This is a genomic window from Staphylococcus schweitzeri (genome assembly GCF_002902405.1).
Lineage (GTDB): Bacteria > Bacillota > Bacilli > Staphylococcales > Staphylococcaceae > Staphylococcus > Staphylococcus schweitzeri.
On the sequence record NZ_PPQS01000035.1, the window covers coordinates 44,235 to 62,078 of the forward strand.

The window sequence follows — 17,844 nt, forward strand, 5'->3', positions numbered from 1 at the left end:
TTTATCATACTGGAGGTGTATTGAAAAGTTAAGGAGTGGAAAGTATGAATAAAGAGCAATTAGAAAAAATGAAAAATGGAAAAGGCTTTATTGCCGCATTAGACCAAAGTGGTGGTAGTACACCAAAAGCACTTAAAGAATACGGTGTAAACGAAGATCAATATAGCAATGAAGACGAAATGTTCCAACTTGTTCACGATATGCGTACACGTGTGGTTACTTCACCTTCATTCTCACCTGATAAGATTTTAGGTGCTATTCTTTTCGAACAAACAATGGATCGCGAAGTAGAAGGCAAATACACTGCTGATTACTTAGCTGATAAAGGTGTTGTTCCGTTCTTAAAAGTAGACAAAGGTCTTGCTGAAGAGCAAAATGGTGTTCAATTAATGAAACCAATCGACAACTTAGACAGTTTATTAGATCGTGCAAACGAACGTCACATTTTTGGTACAAAAATGCGTTCTAACATTTTAGAATTAAATGAACAAGGTATCAAAGACGTTGTTGAACAACAATTTGAAGTTGCTAAACAAATTATTGCTAAAGGGTTAGTTCCAATTATCGAACCTGAAGTTAATATTAATGCAAAAGACAAAGCTGAAATTGAAAAAGTATTAAAAGCTGAACTTAAAAAAGGGTTAGATAGCTTAAATGCTGATCAATTAGTAATGTTAAAATTAACAATTCCTACTGAACCAAACTTATACAAAGACTTAGCTGAACATCCTAATGTTGTTCGTGTCGTTGTATTATCAGGCGGTTACAGCAGAGAAAAAGCTAACGAATTACTTAAAGATAACGATGAACTTATCGCAAGCTTCTCACGTGCATTAGCTAGTGATTTAAGAGCTGATCAATCTAAAGAAGAATTCGATAAAGCTTTAAGTGATGCTGTAGAATCAATTTACGATGCTTCTGTAAACAAAAACTAACTTTTACATCAAAAATGCTTTTAATTTGAACTAATAGATAAGACTCATACATGTGCTATAAACAGCAATATGTATGAGTCTTTTTTTGAGTAATATCACTCTAGATGACAAGAAAAAATCGGACAGCTGAAAAATCATAGGGATTTCTCAGTTGCCCGATTTTAAATATAACTATTAGAATTTAGTTTTCGTAGTAACCTAATTCTAAGTCTTTTGAAGTTTGTTTACGGATTTTTCTCATTAATTTTTCGTCTTCAATTAATGATTCACCGTATGATGGAATCATTTTCTTGATTTTAGGTGCCCATTCAGTTTTGTATTCAGGGAAGTTACGTTCTAATACTTCTAACGCAACTGAAACTGAAGTTGAAGCCCCTGGTGATTCACCTAATAATGCGATTACAGTGTGGTCTTGTGAGTTAACCACTTCTGTACCGAATTGGATGAATCCTTTACCGTGTTCAGGTGTATCTTTGATAACTTGTACACGTTTACCAGCAGTGTATAATTGCCAATCTTCATTACGTGCTTCTGGATAGAAAGTACGTAAGTGGTTCATACAACCTTCTTTTGTCATAATCACTTGATCAAATGAATATTTAATTAAAGGTAAGTTTTTAACTGCTGCTGCTAATAAAGTTGTAATGTTGTAAGTTTTAACAGATTTGAATAAATCTAAGTTAGAACCGTTTTTCAAGAATTTAGGTCCAACATTAGCGAATGGTCCAAATAATAATGTTCTTTGGCCATCAATGTAACGCGTATCTAAGTGAGGTACTGTCATTGGCGGCGTACCAGGTGGTTCTTTACCATAAACTTTGGCATCGTGTTGTTCAATAACTTGTGGATTTGTACAAGCTAAGAATTGTCCACTGATAGGGAATCCACCTAAATGCTTACTTTCAGGAATACCAGTTTTTTGTAATAATGGGATTGCTCCACCACCAGCACCGATGAATACATAGTCAGTTACTTGCTTGAATTTCTCACCAGTTAGGCGGTTTTTAACAGTAACTTCCCATTGACCATTTGATAATTGTTCGAAATCAACAACTTCATGGTTAAATTGCACTGTTGCATTTGGATGCTTTTCAATACTTTTAGCCATTTTACGTGTTAATTCACCGAAGTTTACATCTGTACCTTCGTCAATTTTACTTGCCGCCATAATACCAGGATTATCTTCACGGCCTTTCATCATCAATGGAATCCATTTTTTCATTACTTCGATGTCTTCAGTATATTCGATGTTATCGAACATAGGGAATGCTTTCATCGCTTCGTAACGATCTTTTAAGAATTTAACATTATTTTTACCTCTAACATAACTGATGTGTGGTAATGGATTGATAAATTCTCTTGGGTTCTCGATGTTACCGCTTTTTACTAAGTGACCCCAGAATTGTTTTGAAATCTCAAACTCTTCGTTAATCACTTTAGCTTTTTCGATGTCGATAGAACCATCAGGTTGTAAAACAGTGTAGTTCAATTCACATAATGCTGCATGGCCCGTACCAGCATTATTTCTTTCGTTTGAACTTTCGATTGCAGGACGATCCAAACGTTCGTAAACGTGGATATTCCAGTCTGGCTCAATTTCTTTTAACATTGAACCAAATGTTGTGCTAAGTACACCGGCTCCAATTAAAACGATGTCTTTACTATTAGACTTAGCCATTGGTTTCACCTCTCCAAAAATTGTAAATGTGTATCATCAATATGAAAGTTACATAAAACTGACATATTTCTATAAAATATCAACGCCATAAATAACTTCCTGTTTCAATTGATACGCTGTAACAAAATGCTATAGTTAATGCTTACATATATATGTTAAAGCAAGCAGTGGTAAATGTAAATTATAATTATTCATTAACTTTGCAATATATTAAATCTTTTATTCATAAAAGTTAAATATCAAATCAATCATAATTATTTGGCAATAAATCGCTAACTACCATTTCCATTTTACTCCCGACACATAGCATTTTAAACATATACCTATTTTGATACAATATAAGTGTAAAATCAATCATAAAAAGGAGATTCAATCTATGCATCTAAGAAAATCATTTCAATTACCTTTAATATTGAAATTTATTTTGAATCTTGTTCTTGTAGGTATTGTAATTATCGTTATAACACATACTGAGTTTAAATTTGTTGTCGGTTATGGACATGAATTTTTATTAACCTGGGATATTCGAGGTTTAACATCTGATATTTTCTCATTCTTAATACTGATTGCACTCATTTCTAAAGTTATATTAGTATTTATAACTAGAAGAAAAAGAATGTCATAAATTAACAGTCCGGAGCACACCATGACACCTAATGCTCCGGGCTGTTTTAACTATTTTTTAATTGATATCTTTTTGTTGTTTCCACTTTTCAATTTCGGCATCTCGTAGTTCAACACGTCGTATTTTACCTGAGTTTGTTTTCGGTAGGTCTTCAACAAATTCGATTTCTCTTGGATATTTATATGGTGCTACTTCATTTTTCACGAATTGCTGTAACTCTTTAACGAGTGCATCATCACCTGTAACATAATCCTGTAACATAACGAATGCTTTTACAATATTCCCTCGTATATCATGAGGTTTTGCTACTACAGCACATTCTTTAACGGCTGGATGATTTGTTAAAGCATCCTCAACTTCAAAAGGCCCAATCGTATAGCCTGAACTGATGATAATGTCATCTCGACGTCCTTCAAACCAGAAATAACCATCATCATCTACATGTGCTAAATCACCTGTTATATAGTATTTCCCCGCTTGTGCTTTCGCTGTGCGCTCTGGCTCTTTGTAATAGCCTTTGAAAAGTGCAGGCAAATCAAGTGGGACTGCAATATTCCCCTTCGTATTAGGCGGCACATCATTACCTTCATCGTCTACTACTGTAACAAAACTTCCTGGAATACCTTTCCCCATCGATCCGCTTCTTTGTGGTGTATCTTTTAAAAAGCCGATTAACAATGTACTCTCTGTTTGACCATAACCATCTCTTACAGTTAAATCAAAATGTTTCTTAAATTGTTCTACTACTTCTCTATTTAGCGGTTCACCTGCAGACACTGCACTATGTAAATGTGTTAAATCATAGTCATTTAAATTCTTCAACTTAGCCATCATACGATACTCCGTCGGTGTACAACATAATACGTTAATTTGATATTTTTGAAGCAATTCTAAATAAGTTTCTGGGCTAAATCTTCCATTGAATACAAAAGCTGTTGCCCCAGAACCTAACACAGATAAAAATGGACTCCAAACCCATTTTTGCCATCCTGGTGCTGCCGTTGCCCATACTAAATCATCTTCATTAATACAAAGCCAATGTTTTGGTGCCATTTGTAAATGCGCAAATCCCCATCCATGACAATGTGTCACTGCTTTAGGATTTCCAGTTGTGCCAGAAGTATAGGATAAAATTGCTGTATCGTCACGCGTCGTATCAGCCATCTCTAATTGATTGCTTGCATTTTCTTTCTCAGATTCGAGTGAAATCCATCCATCTTTTTGACCAGCAATAACAAATTTAGTTAATGACTCGTATTCTTTAATATTTTCGAACTCTACAGTGAATGGTTCTAACGCAATGACTGCATTAATTTCACCGTGCGTAATACGATATTGTAAATCTTTTGTTCTTAACATTTCAGAACATGGAATAATCGCAACGCCTAATTTTAAAGCAGCAATATATAATTCATACGTTGCAATAGAACGCGGCATCATGATAAGTACTTTATCACCTTTAGACAATCCATGTGACGCTAATACATTGCCTACTTTATTAGACTGTTCAATGAGTTGTTGATAAGTTACCGTTATATCTTCACCTTCAGTATTGTGATAAAGAATGGCTTTTTTATCAGGTATATGACTGTATTTTTCAATTTCTGAAATAATATTATACTTCTCCGGCGCAAATAAATCTGACTTCTGCATAAACAACTTCCTTTCATATCATACATCTAATTTTCCTGTAATAAACGCTGTTTTTTATAAATGAATTATGTATATCATACGCCTATCTTTACAGAATTTTCAATTAAATAGAGTTAAATATTAATGTCCTTAAAAGTACCACCTGACTTTCGGCAACCTTCAAGGACATTTAAAACCTTTCTGATATACATTTTCTTCTAAATGCTTTCAGCCAATTCAATACGAATATTGTAAGATAATTCACGATTAATTATCTTAACATCAGCACCTTTTGACGTTCCACGATGCTTGTGCGTCTGTTGATACTCAGTTGAATTTTGCCAATTATAAAATGATTGTCTATCTTTCCAAAGGGTTATAATAATATAATGTCGCCCAGTCATTCTCGGTCTTAAAAATCGTAACGCTTCAAATCCATCAACATGTTGCAAATGTTTATTACGCTGTAAGAACTTTTGTTCAAATGCGTCTTCTTGACCTTTATTAATGTATAAATGATTTAATACGCATAACGTATCATTAGATAAGCCATTTATTTCCTCCAAGACATCATAATAGGCTATGTCATTATTCTTTTGTATTGAAATACCGTCATTCAATTCTTCTATTAAATAGGCTTTATATGCATCATATAATTTCATCATTTACGCCTTCATTTCTTGATATTTTTTATTCATAGATTTTATTTCCACTTCTAGTCATTCATTCCCTTATTTTTAAAAACAAATCATACTACACATTTTCTTTAAGCGATAAATCTTTGCGTAAACAAGTGATGCTATTTTAGAACGAACTTCAGAAACTTTAAATTTATTCATCCTATTTCCAACAATTCTCTTGTATTAATCGGTTAAATTTTCGACTTAATTCCATGAAAACAACTATTATTCTGCGCAAAAATAGCCGCTAACTCCTTGATTGAGAATTATCGGCTTTCATATTTATATATAGCTAACGTTATATTATCGATTTATGATTTTAATTGATCATACAGAGAAAGAGATCTTTTAACAATTTCTAAAAACTCATGATCTAAATTTGACGTTTGATGAAAATAAGACAAAATATTTTCTGTTAGCTTTTCTTTTTTGGGAAATGATTCATCTTCTTTTATCCAAATTGCTAATTCGCCTAATGGTGTTTTATCATCTTTAAAAGTTTGTATATATTCGTAAAAGCTCATAGTATTCCTTCTCTCCATTTACTTATATAAATCCTACCACGAAAGCCTCCAAGAAAACACATTTAATTGTCTATTTAGTGAACTTTTTATAGTTATTCATACATTAAACCCTTTACAACCTAGTCTAATTATCGCTTATTTTCCAATATTTCTGCTTTCAACGTAATGCAATACTTTAATTTTCAATACTCAGTTCCTCTATATAAAAAGCCTGGCACTATTACAACATGCACCAGGCTATAGATATTACACAAATATTTAATTATTTAGCATACGGTTTTACTTCGATTGCCCCTTCATTTTCATCATGAACGCCATGCTTATAATAATCCACATATTGAGGTTCTAAAGGCTTTCTTCCACGTATAATGTCTGCAGCTTTTTCGGCTAACATCAACACTGGCGCATGGATATTACCGTTAGTTGTGCGCGGCATAGCTGATGCATCTACTACACGTAAATTTTCCATACCGTGAACTTTCATTGTTAATGGGTCCACAACTGCCATTGGATCTGAAGCAGGTCCCATTTTAGCACTACAAGATGGATGTAATGCTGTTTCTCCATCTCGACGTACCCAATCAAGAATTTCTTCATCAGTTTGAACTTCTGGGCCTGGAGAAATTTCTCCTCCATTAAATGGATCCATAGCTTTTTGAGATAAAATGTTTCTTGCTACACGAATAGCTTCTACCCATTCTTTTTTATCTTCTTCAGTTGATAGATAATTAAAACGAATACTCGGCTTTTCAAAAGGATCTTTAGATTTAATTTTCAAACTACCACGAGAATTTGAATACATTGGACCTACGTGGACTTGATAACCATGTGCAACTGCTGCCTTTTGACCATCATATCTTACTGCTATAGGTAAGAAATGGAACATTAAGTTAGGATAGTCAACTTCGTTATTTGAACGAACGAATCCACCACCTTCAAAATGGTTAGATGCCGCTGCACCTGTACGTGTAAAAATCCATTGCAAACCAATAAATGGCATTCGTTTAATATCTAAGCTTGGTTGTAACGTTACAGGCTCCTTACATTTGTGTTGAATATATACTTCTAAGTGATCTTCAAAGTTTTCACCTACACCTGGTAAATGAACACGTGGTTCAATACCTTTTGATTTTAAAAATTCTGAATCACCGATACCCGATAATTGTAATAATTGTGGTGTATTAAATGCACCACCGGATAAAATAACTTCATTAGCATTAACAGTATGCAATTTACCATTTTTCTTATATGTCACACCTGTTGCTCTTCTACCTTCGTAATGAATTTCTGTAACAAAGGCACGCGTCTCAATTGTTAAGTTTTTACGTTTCATTGCTGGATGCAAGTATGCTCTTGAAGCTGACATACGACGACCACGGTGAACTTGACTATCAAAAGGTCCGAATCCTTCTTGTCTAAATCCATTCACATCAGGCGTCTTATGATAACCTGCTTCTACACCTGCATCAAAGAAAGATTGGAATAATGGATTGGTTGCTGGTCCACGTTTTAACTTGATTGGTCCATCGTGTCCTCTAAATTTATCATAAGGAGCTGCACCATATGTTTTTTCTAATTTTTTAAAGTAAGGTAAACAGTGCGCAAAGTCCCAAGTTTCCATACCTTCTGGCTCAGCCCAACCTTCATAATCCATTGGATTACCACGTTGGTAAATCATGCCATTAATTGAACTTGATCCGCCTAAAACTTTGCCTCGAGCATGTGCCACCTTACGACCGCCCATATGTGGTTCTTCGTCTGTTGAATAAATCCAATCGTAAAATTTATTACCTGAAGGGAACATTAACGCAGCTGGTATTTGAATAAATAAATCCCAAAAATAATCACTGCGCCCCGCTTCTAATACTAAGACTTCTTTATCTTTATCTTCACTTAGGCGGTTACCAAGTACAGAGCCTGCACTGCCTCCTCCAATGATGACATAATCATATGATTTATTTTTATCGCTCATCGTTATGACCTCCAAAGTTGTTGTATTTCAAAGTAAGTTTTTTATGATATATACATTAGTGACTGATTGGTTATTGTTGCGCACTATTTTCACTTAACTGACAATATTAATTTTTATTTGATGACTGTCATTTAAATTCTTGAAATAATCTATAGTTTATTTACTAAACCAATTTACTAATTGTGGGTTTGTATTTGTTAAAATGTGTTTTGAAACTAAATACTCTTCTAAGCCTTCTTTACCTAATTCTCTACCGATACCAGATTGTTTATATCCGCCCCATGGTGCTTGTGCAAAGTATGGATGGAAATCATTAATCCAAACTGTTCCAAGTTTTAATTTGTTAGCAACACGTTGTGCTTTTCCAATATCTTTAGAAAATACAGCACCCGCTAAACCATATATAGAATCATTCGCTAATTGAATTGCTTCTTCTTCAGTGTCAAACCCTTCTACAGTAACGACAGGTCCGAAAACCTCTTCTTGTACAATACGCATTGACGTATCACAATTTGTAATGACTGTTGGCTCGAAGAATAGACCATCTTTTAAATCGTCTCTATCTGGACGTTTACCACCAACAGCAATTGTTGCGCCTTCTGCTTTAGCTACTTCCATATAAGATTCGATCTTATTACGATGTTCTGTTGAAATCACTGGTCCCATTTCAGTATCACCATCAAAACCATTACCTAATTTGATTTTTTTCACGCGATCAATAAGTGCTTGCTCAAATTTGTCTTTAATACTGTTTTGTACTAATATTCTTGATCCTGCTGAACAAACTTGACCTGCATGGAAATATCCACCATTTAACGCTTGGTCTACTGCCAATTCAAAATCAGCATCATCAAAGATAATGTTTGGATTTTTACCGCCAAGTTCCAAGGCAATATTCGTAACATTATTAGCAGCATTTTTCATAATATGCTTACCAGTCTCAATGCCACCTGTAAATGATACAAGGTCAACCTCTTTATGACCTGACATTACGTCACCAACTTCAGAACCTGCACCTAGAATAAGATTAATTGTTCCTTTAGGGAAACCAACTTCTTCCATTAATTCAAAAACACGTATTGTTGTTAAGGGCGTAATTTCACTTGGTTTCATAACTAGTGAACAACCCGTAGCAAGCGCTGGCGCAATTTTCCATGATGCTTGTAATAACGGATAATTCCAAGGTGTAATTTGTGTAACTACACCTACTGGTTCTTTAACAATTTTGCTTTCTGTATCTGGAATCGGTGAATCAATCATTTCGCCACCGTCTTTATCTGCTAACCCTGCAAAATACATGAATACGTTGTGGATATCATCCATATCTGCGTATGATTCGTCTAAAGTTTTACCAGTATCTAATGTTTCTAAACGAGCTAATTCTTCTCGATGTTCTTTAATTTTATCCGCGATAGCACGTACTTTCTTACCTCTCGTTTCAGCAGTTTCTTGTGACCATTCTCCAGACTCAAATGCACGTCTAGCTGCTAAAATCGCACGTTCCGCATCGTCTTTAGTCCCTTCAGAAACTGTAAATATCACTTCTTGATTATAAGGATTGATAATATCTCTTGTGTTATTATTCGCGCTTTCAACCCACTCGCCATCAATGTATTGACGCTGAGATAAATGTTTTAAAAGTTCCATTCAACAACCTCCGTTAAGTTTGTTAAATTTTTATTTAACGAATTTTACAGACTTATGTTAGCATAGAAATGAAAAATGTGTCAATTTGCAAAACAATTAATAAGTTTAGTTTTATAAGTTTGTTAGATTTTAAATTAACAAAACGTTTAACTTTAACACTTTAAATATTTTTAATGTCTTTTTTTATAAAAGGTCTTATAATGTATTAGTATTTATTTTAGAATGACCAAAACGATGCATGGAGGTGCAATGATGACTCGTTCTCAGAACAATCAGCAACAATTAGAACAAGCAAAAGATATTGTAATTAATTCAATTGGACAGACAATGGATTTGTATGGTACTAATCGAAGTGTAGGTAACTTATATGGCACTATGGTGTTTGAAGGCAGTATGACGCTTGATGAAATGCGTCATCAATTGCAAATGAGTAAACCCAGTATGAGTGCCGGCGTTAAGAAATTGCAGGAATTTGATATTGTTAAACAACAATTTACAAGAGGTAGCCGCAAACAACATTTTATTGCAGAAAAAGACTTTTTTATCTTCTTCAGAAATTTTTTCACTAAAAAATTTCAACGTGAAATTGATATTAATGTTGAAGCAGTTAAAGATGCACAAGCAATTATAAATCCGTTACTTGAAAGTAGCGATTTAACAGAAGCCGAATCAATAGAAGTTCAAAAAATCAAAGCCCAACTTGATCATACACATGTGTACTATGAATGGTTAGAGCAGTTGACTGAAGCGATTGAAAGCGGTGAAATTTTCAAATATTTCCCAATCCCAGAACATCCTTCTGATTCTGAAAATTAAAATTGACTCAAACAACGACAATAACAACAATAGATACTTAAAATAATGCAATAGGTGCACGAAATAAACGGTAACTTCTATCTATACAAATAGAAATTACCGTTTTTGTTTTATATGACAATCAATTATGTAGTTATTTTCTAGAGTTTTCTTAGATTCGTTACATTGCTTCGCCAATATATTTCAATTAGCTATTCTCACCCTCACGTACTCTATCAATAATATTTTGTATTTGTTCACGTTTTTCATATTCATTTTCTAGAAAATAAACTAACGGTTCATCTTTGATAGTAACCCAAGGTACAAGTACATCAAAATCTAATTCTTTAACCATCTCTAAACTTTGAATAGATTTTTCTCTATCACTTGAACCTAATATAACTGTACGCCATCTATTACCTTCAAAACATATAAAATCTCCAGTAAATAAGTAACGATGATGACCATCATCCCATAAAAACAGTGTCGTCCCTGGTGTATGTCCAGGCGCGGGAATAACTTCTAAATCCTTATCCAACATTACACGATTACTAAATTGTTTTTGAACAGAAATCTTATGTTTCAGTGCGGCCACATCATTTTCATGTATAAAGTAAGGGGCTTCAACTTGATTAGAACCTCCTATAGATTCATGATCATGATTCATCAATACTTTTGAAACACCACCTAATGATGCAATGTCTTGTTGGGAGTCACCTAAGTGTCCGGAATGATAGATAACAATATTACCTGTTTCACGTTTTAAAATAAAAGATTTAAATAGAAATCGATTATCAAAAGGCAGTTCCGAAGTAGGTGTCGCATATAATTTTTTTGTGATGGATTCTAAACTGTCATGTAATTTGGACTGTTTATTTTTAAATTGATTAGTCATTTTATTTCATCCTTCGATTAATTTGAGTTGTACATACGCAATACCCTTTATTCAATTTAATAATCAATGAGAGTCTTTCAAACTTCGATTTAGAATATGCTTCATACAATAAATAAGTACTTGTACTTCGGACACTAAAAAATTAAATCTTTTAGTACAACATTAATAAAAACCTAAAAGTTCGTCCTACAATGCTACTAAAAAAACGGGAATGGAACAGAAATGATATTTTCACAAAATTCATTTCGTCGTCCCAGACCCGCTTTGAATTATAAATTATCGTCTTGTTCTTCTTCAGATACTTGAACGATTCGCAATGAACGACGTTCAACTTCTTTTAATTTTTCAGCACGCGTTTCAAGTTTAATTCTATCGCGTCCTAAAATGATTAAAAATGATATCATCATGAAAATAAAAATAACAATTAATGGTACACTTGCCAGTATTGAAGCAGTTTTCAATACTTCTAATGCACGTTCGCCACCAACTAGCATCAATGAAAATGGTAATAAACATAGTGCAAATGCCCAAAATAATCTATTGGCACGTAGTGGTTCGCCTACCACTTTTTTCTGAGAAGCAGCCGCCAAAATATATGAGCCAGAATCAAATGTCGTCGCTAAGAATAAAAAGGCTGATATTAAGAACAATACAATCATCAATGATGGGAATGGTAAATGATGTACTACTTCGATAATGGTTGCTTCAGTACCATGTGTGTTTAAATACTGTGTCACATTAAACTGACCAGAAATCTGCAAATATACAGCATAATTACCGAAAATACCAAAGAATAGTACACATCCAAGTGTTCCATAAATAATAGTTCCTAATACGACTTCTTTAAGACGTCGTCCTTTAGAAATTCTAGCGATGAATAAACCGATAAATGGTGCATATACTAGCCACCATGACCAGTAAAATATTGTCCAGTCTTGTGGGAAATTCGTTTCTTTACGTCCTTTAATACCACCAAATGGTTCTAGCCATGTCGCCATATGGAAGAAATCCCTTAACATATTTCCGAAACCTGTAACCGTTGTTTCCATTATGAAAACGGTTGGACCAACAATAAATATAAATGCTAATAAAACAAAGGATAACCAAACGTTGACATCACTTAGTTTTTGAATACCTTTTTTTAAACCTGTATATGAACTAATGGCAAATATTACTGTAATCGTCAGTAAAATTGCCGAGCGTAATACCATGTTTTTACCATCTAGACCTGTTAATCTTTCAATACCTGCTGAAATTAGCGGTACACCTAATGCTAGGGATGTTGCCGCACCACCTAACAACCCGAAGATAAATAAGATATCTACAACTTTACCTACAAATTTATCAGTTTGCCCTTTTAAAATCGGACGACAAGCTTGACTAATTTTATAAACAGGTTGCTTTTTAACAAATACTAAATAGCCAATTGGTAATGCTGGTAGGACATAAATAGCCCAAGCAATTGGTCCCCAGTGGAACATACCATATTGTGTCGCATATTGGAGCGCTTCATCACTCATACTTTTAGCACCATTTGGCGGAACTTGATAATAAAAAGCCCATTCAATGACGCCCCAATATAAAATATCAGAGCCTATACCTGCACAAAACAGCATAGCTGCCCACGTAAATGTATTAAATTCTGGTTTGTCACTTGCTTTACCAAGCGTGACATTACCATATTTACCAAATGCGATATACATTACAAAGCAAAAAATCGCCAGCCCCATAAATAAATATATCGAACCAATTGAATCAGAAATGGCACTATTAATACCAGTGATGATATCTTCACTTGCTTTTGGAAAAGCCATCATAGGTATAACTGCAAAAAGAAGTACAGCTACTGTACCTATAAAGGTCGTCCAGTCCATAACTTTTTCTTTTTTCAATTGTGCTCCCCCTAATTATTAATTTTATGAATCCTGTTTCGATTTATCTCAAAATGTAATAATTATATTGATTCACAAAATTGACAATAACTAATATTTAATAATAATGCAAATTTCATACAATTTTAAAATCGGCAATTATTGAATATTTATATAATTTTTCTCACAACAGACAAAAACTCAAAGGCATTAAAACAGCAGTGTTAAGTTATGATTTAACGAATTTAACAAATTTTACACTAGTGCTTTAAATGTATTTTAATACACTAACTACGAATATTTATTTATTGTAAAACGCTATCATAAAGTTAGACAAACTTCCCACTAAAATAAAATTTCAATATCAATATTTGATACTATGGATATATTTTTTCTTCACTTATTTTTAGATAAATTTTTGAATACCGTTTGATTCTATTTATCCCAAATGACCTATTCATTGCTTCAATAAAATCAACTTCGAAATAGTTACTATTTAATATTCACTCAAATTTTAGCTCCTCTATGTAAAACGCCATATAAAAAGCAGCCAAGCTCTAGTTCTTTTACGATAGCTTGACTGCTTAACTTATATTTAACTAACAATGTATTCAATCATGCGTGCATGCGCAAGTGATTGTTGCACATCTATAATACGCTGATTTAGAGAGCCTTTATAAGGTAAGTCGGGCTTAAATAAATGTTGAATAAATAGACCGTCTACTAAAACATCAATATATGATAATAATTCTCGACGCTCTGTACAATCATTTGCTAAATATTCATATAAAAACCCAGTCCATACCCATATTGTCTTCGTGTTTCCGAAACGTTCTCGAAATGCTTTAACAAGATTTAATGTGATATCCAAGTTACAAAATGGTTCGCCACCTAATAGACTTAGTCCCGATATATAATCGTGGTCACAATCATTTAAAATTTCGTCCAATATATCTTCTGTATATTGCTCACCATATCTAAACTTTTGCGAAGCTTTGTTGTAACATCCAACACAATTAAACGGACATCCAGATACGTAAACACTGCATCTTACCCCTTCTCCATCTACAAAGCTATGTGATTCTATTTTAGCAATATAGCCTTGCCCTTGCTTAATGTCTAAAAGTGTCATTCTTTTGGCGCTTTCATATGTTTTACACGGGCACAAATTTCTTTGTGACGACCTTTAATTACTGGACGTTGTACGGGATTGCCTAAGTATCCACATGTTCGTTTAACGACATCAACTGTTTTAGGATTATCATTTCCACAGTTTGGACATTTAAAGCCTTTTTCAGTTGCTTCAAAGTCGCCATCATAATCACATTCGTAGCAATGATCAATGGGAATATTTGTACCTAAATAACCAACTTTGTCATAAGAGTAGTCCCACACCGCTTCAAGCGCTTTTAGGTTGTGCTGAAGTTTCGGATATTCACAATAATGAATAAAACCACCGCTTGCATAATAAGGATAATCTTTTTCAAAGTCTAACTTTTCAAAAGGTGTGACATCTTTTCGCACATCATAATGGAAAGAATTTTGATAATATCCTTTATCAGTGATGTCTTTAATGTCTCCAAATTTTTCTTGATCTAAACGACAGAATCGATCTGTTAAAGATTCACTTGGCGTACTATAAATACTGAACCAAATATCATATAACTCAGTCCATTTCGTTTGATAACGTTTCATCTCTTTAAGAATTTCAATCGTAAAGGCTTTTGCTTCTTGAGAAGTTTCCCAGTCTGGGCCATAGAAAACAGTAGCTGTTTCATATAATCCAATATAGCCCATCGAAATCGTTGCACGTTTATTTTTAAATAAGTCTGCAACATCATCCGTTTCTTTTAATTTGTAGTTAAATGCGCCACTCTTATATAAAATAGGTGCATTATTTGGTACAGCATCTTTTAATCGATGAATTCGGTAAAGTAATGCATCATGCAATACGTCCATACGTTCATAAAAAATCTCCCAGAATCTTGTCATATTACCGGCAGATTCAAGTGCCATTCTAGGTAAATTTAGTGTCACAACACCAAGGTTGCAGCGACCATTGTTTTCAAAATTACCTTTCGCATCTTTCCAACTTGGTAAAAACGAACGACAACCCATTGGTGCTTTGAAATCTCCTAGAATATCGACAAGTTTGTCATAATTCAATATGTCAGGATACATGCGCTTTGTTGAACATTCTAATGCTAATTGCTTAATGTCATAATTGGGATCTTGCGGGCTGAAATTTGTACCTTTTTTAATTGAAAATACAAGTTTTGGAAAAATCGCTGTCGTGCGGTCTTTTCCTAAGCCTTTGATACGAGTATTTAAGATAGCTTGTTGAATTTTGCGACTTAAATGATCTGTACCTAAGCCAAAGCCTAATGTTACAAATGGTGTTTGTCCATTTGATGTATATAAGGTATTAATTTCATATTCTAAACTTTCAATTGCATCATTTATATCTTTTGTGACTTGTTGGTCAACATAGCGATCAATTTCAGATTCTTTGACAAATTGCTGTGCGATGCTTCTATGTTGTTCTTCATTATGTTGTGCATATGTACTGAGTAATTCATCAACGCGGTCAACCGTACAGCCACCATATTGACTGCTAGAAACATTAGCTATAATTTGTACAAGCTGCGCTGACGCAGTTTGTATTGATTTCGGTGATGTCACATTCGCGTTGCCTATTTCAAATCCATTATGTAGCATATTTTTAGCATCTATTAAACAACAGTTTGTTAACGGTTGGAATGGATGATAATCTAAGTCGTGAAAATGTATGTCCCCTCTTTGATGCGCATCTGCAACGTGTTTCGGTAATAAATGATTTAATGCGTATGATTTAGAAACGATACCTGCTGTTAAATCTCTCATAGTTGAAAATGTGTCACTATCTTTGTTGGCATTTTCATTAACAATAGCAGGATCTTTAGAAATCAAACCTGTTAGTGCTTCTTCGATTTGATTCAATTTTACCCCTTCTTCCTATATATTGTGTCTATCTAATACGTTAAACCACTATATATAGTATTTTCAAATTTTAATGTTGGTGTTAACTAAACCGTCACAAAGTTATTAACATTTAGTGAAATTCATATTTCCACACAATCTTTTCATTAATTTTTAAAATCGTTCTAGGATAAAACCGACTTTTCAACGTATAGTATGACTACTACTTAATTTATTGTTGCTAGCTAATTTGTTATATCGTAACGATACCCATTAACATCGCAATCACTAACATTACGATGGCAAATCCCCAAATCCAGAAGAATGCATACTTAATATATGTGCCCATATTTGCTTCTGCCAGACCAATCGCCAACCATAATGCTGGTGAAAATGGACTTACAAATGTACCAATGATGTTTCCAATCACCATTGAATATGCGGTTGATACTGATGGTACGCCAAATTGACCAGCCGTCTGTTCAACGATAGGTAACACTGCAAAATAATAGGCATCAGTACTAGTAAGTAAGTCTAACGGCACACCGAAAAAGCCTACTATGACATGTATATATGGCCCTACTTCTGCAGGAATTACTTTAATTAAATCTGTCGCAATTGCTTTAAGCATACCCGTTTCATTTAGTACCCCTAAAAACATACCTGCCGCAATAATTACAGCAGCCATCATTAATGCATTTGGTGCATGTGCTCTTAAGCGCTCCATTTGTTCATCAACTGATTTAAAATTAATGACAAGTGCAAGTGAAACACCTATCATAAAAGCGAATTCTGGTGGTGCAACATTCATTAACATCGCAATGATTACAGCCAAAGTTAACGCTGTATTTATCCATTTAATTATTGGGTTTGTCTTCGCGCGTCCTTTTACAGGGAATTTTATATCTTGATCACGCTCATATACTTCTACTAATTTATGTACATCTATATCTTGTGTTTGCGGTAATTCATTTCTATCTATTGCTTTTTTAATACGCTTTTGTTCTTTAAATCCTAAATATACCGCAAATAACATAACAAGAACGAATCCTACAATTTGTATTGGGATTAACCCATACCATAGTTCATTTACACTTTTAGCTTTTAAAACTGCAGCTACACGAGCCATCGGACCTCCCCAAGGTACCATGTTCATAATGGCTGCACTTAATGCTAAAAGTAAAATCAACAAATATTTATTCATGTTTAGCGCTTTATATAATGGTAATAATGCAGGGATTGAAAGTAAAAATGTTACTGCACCTGCACCATCTAATTGTGCTAATGTGCCAATTAAAGCTGTCATCATACATACAATGACAACGTTACCTCTCGTCATTAAAATTAAGCGCTTTACGAGTGGTTTGAACAATCCGCTATCATTCATAATACCAAAGAAAATAATAGCAAAAATGAACATAATTACGACATTCTTAACTTGATCTAGTCCTTTAGCAAAGAAGCCAACTAAATCAGTTACACTATATCCTAAAATCATTGCCCCTAGACAGGGTATCAGTGTCATACCTACCACTGGATTTATTTTTTTAGCAATGAGTAAACCTACGATTGAAATAATAATAATGAGCCCCATTACTGTTAACCACATATTATCACTATTCATATCAATTT

14 protein-coding genes are annotated in these 17,844 nt (G+C 33.8%); 3 read left to right on the forward strand and 11 right to left on the reverse strand.

Annotated elements, in window-relative coordinates; all coding sequences use genetic code 11:
* Positions 1-44 precede the first annotated feature (44 nt).
* A complete protein-coding gene (locus CD116_RS07645) occupies positions 45-935 on the forward strand; it encodes a fructose bisphosphate aldolase (RefSeq protein WP_047426757.1) in 891 nt (296 codons plus the stop codon).
* A gap of 181 nt (positions 936-1,116) precedes the next feature.
* Here the strand turns inward: CD116_RS07645 and lqo are convergent, their stop codons facing one another.
* The gene (gene lqo / locus CD116_RS07650; protein ID WP_047426759.1) at positions 1,117-2,613 is read right to left on the reverse strand and encodes an L-lactate dehydrogenase (quinone); all 1,497 of its coding nucleotides are present in this window, start codon (positions 2,611-2,613) and stop codon (positions 1,117-1,119) included.
* Between the two features lie 376 nt (positions 2,614-2,989).
* Here lqo and CD116_RS07655 point away from each other — a divergent pair, with 376 nt between their 5' ends.
* Positions 2,990-3,238, forward strand: a complete 249-nt coding sequence (locus CD116_RS07655; RefSeq protein WP_047548148.1) for a hypothetical protein — start codon at positions 2,990-2,992, stop codon at positions 3,236-3,238.
* A gap of 57 nt (positions 3,239-3,295) precedes the next feature.
* Here the strand turns inward: CD116_RS07655 and mbcS are convergent, their stop codons facing one another.
* The 5 genes from mbcS to betB all read right to left on the reverse strand — a co-directional run bounded on the left by mbcS (position 3,296) and on the right by betB (position 9,693).
* Complete coding sequence (gene mbcS / locus CD116_RS07660) at positions 3,296-4,891, reverse strand: acyl-CoA synthetase MbcS (RefSeq protein WP_047530878.1); 1,596 nt, start codon at positions 4,889-4,891, stop codon at positions 3,296-3,298.
* 197 nt (positions 4,892-5,088) lie between these two features.
* The gene (locus tag CD116_RS07665; protein WP_047530879.1) at positions 5,089-5,532 is read right to left on the reverse strand and encodes an antibiotic biosynthesis monooxygenase family protein; all 444 of its coding nucleotides are present in this window, start codon (positions 5,530-5,532) and stop codon (positions 5,089-5,091) included.
* A gap of 329 nt (positions 5,533-5,861) precedes the next feature.
* The gene (locus CD116_RS07670; protein ID WP_047426769.1) at positions 5,862-6,074 is read right to left on the reverse strand and encodes a sterile alpha motif-like domain-containing protein; all 213 of its coding nucleotides are present in this window, start codon (positions 6,072-6,074) and stop codon (positions 5,862-5,864) included.
* A gap of 262 nt (positions 6,075-6,336) precedes the next feature.
* The gene (gene betA / locus CD116_RS07675) at positions 6,337-8,046 is read right to left on the reverse strand and encodes a choline dehydrogenase (RefSeq protein WP_047548150.1); all 1,710 of its coding nucleotides are present in this window, start codon (positions 8,044-8,046) and stop codon (positions 6,337-6,339) included.
* Positions 8,047-8,202: 156 nt separating this feature from the next.
* Positions 8,203-9,693 carry a betaine-aldehyde dehydrogenase gene (gene betB / locus CD116_RS07680; protein ID WP_047530881.1) on the reverse strand — a complete coding sequence of 497 codons (1,491 nt, stop codon included), beginning with the start codon at positions 9,691-9,693 and terminating at the stop codon, positions 8,203-8,205.
* Between the two features lie 252 nt (positions 9,694-9,945).
* On the opposite strand from betB, the gene cudC reads away from it, so the two are divergent.
* Positions 9,946-10,509, forward strand: a complete 564-nt coding sequence (gene cudC, locus CD116_RS07685; RefSeq protein ID WP_047426788.1) for a choline uptake/conversion transcriptional regulator CudC — start codon at positions 9,946-9,948, stop codon at positions 10,507-10,509.
* 187 nt (positions 10,510-10,696) lie between these two features.
* Here cudC and CD116_RS07690 read toward each other — a convergent pair whose 3' ends face one another.
* The 5 genes from CD116_RS07690 to CD116_RS07710 form a co-directional block, all read right to left on the reverse strand.
* Positions 10,697-11,383 carry an MBL fold metallo-hydrolase gene (locus CD116_RS07690; RefSeq protein ID WP_047548152.1) on the reverse strand — a complete coding sequence of 229 codons (687 nt, stop codon included), beginning with the start codon at positions 11,381-11,383 and terminating at the stop codon, positions 10,697-10,699.
* A 269-nt stretch (positions 11,384-11,652) separates the two neighbouring features.
* Positions 11,653-13,275 carry a BCCT family transporter gene (locus tag CD116_RS07695; RefSeq protein ID WP_047426792.1) on the reverse strand — a complete coding sequence of 541 codons (1,623 nt, stop codon included), beginning with the start codon at positions 13,273-13,275 and terminating at the stop codon, positions 11,653-11,655.
* 574 nt (positions 13,276-13,849) lie between these two features.
* A complete protein-coding gene (nrdG, locus tag CD116_RS07700; protein ID WP_047450034.1) occupies positions 13,850-14,386 on the reverse strand; it encodes an anaerobic ribonucleoside-triphosphate reductase activating protein in 537 nt (178 codons plus the stop codon).
* The gene (gene nrdD / locus CD116_RS07705; RefSeq protein ID WP_047548153.1) at positions 14,383-16,233 is read right to left on the reverse strand and encodes an anaerobic ribonucleoside-triphosphate reductase; all 1,851 of its coding nucleotides are present in this window, start codon (positions 16,231-16,233) and stop codon (positions 14,383-14,385) included. The genes nrdG and nrdD overlap by 4 nt, the downstream gene beginning before the upstream one ends.
* Positions 16,234-16,465: 232 nt before the next feature.
* Positions 16,466-17,836 carry a CitMHS family transporter gene (locus CD116_RS07710; protein WP_047450027.1) on the reverse strand — a complete coding sequence of 457 codons (1,371 nt, stop codon included), beginning with the start codon at positions 17,834-17,836 and terminating at the stop codon, positions 16,466-16,468.
* Between the last annotated feature and the right edge of the window lie 8 nt (positions 17,837-17,844).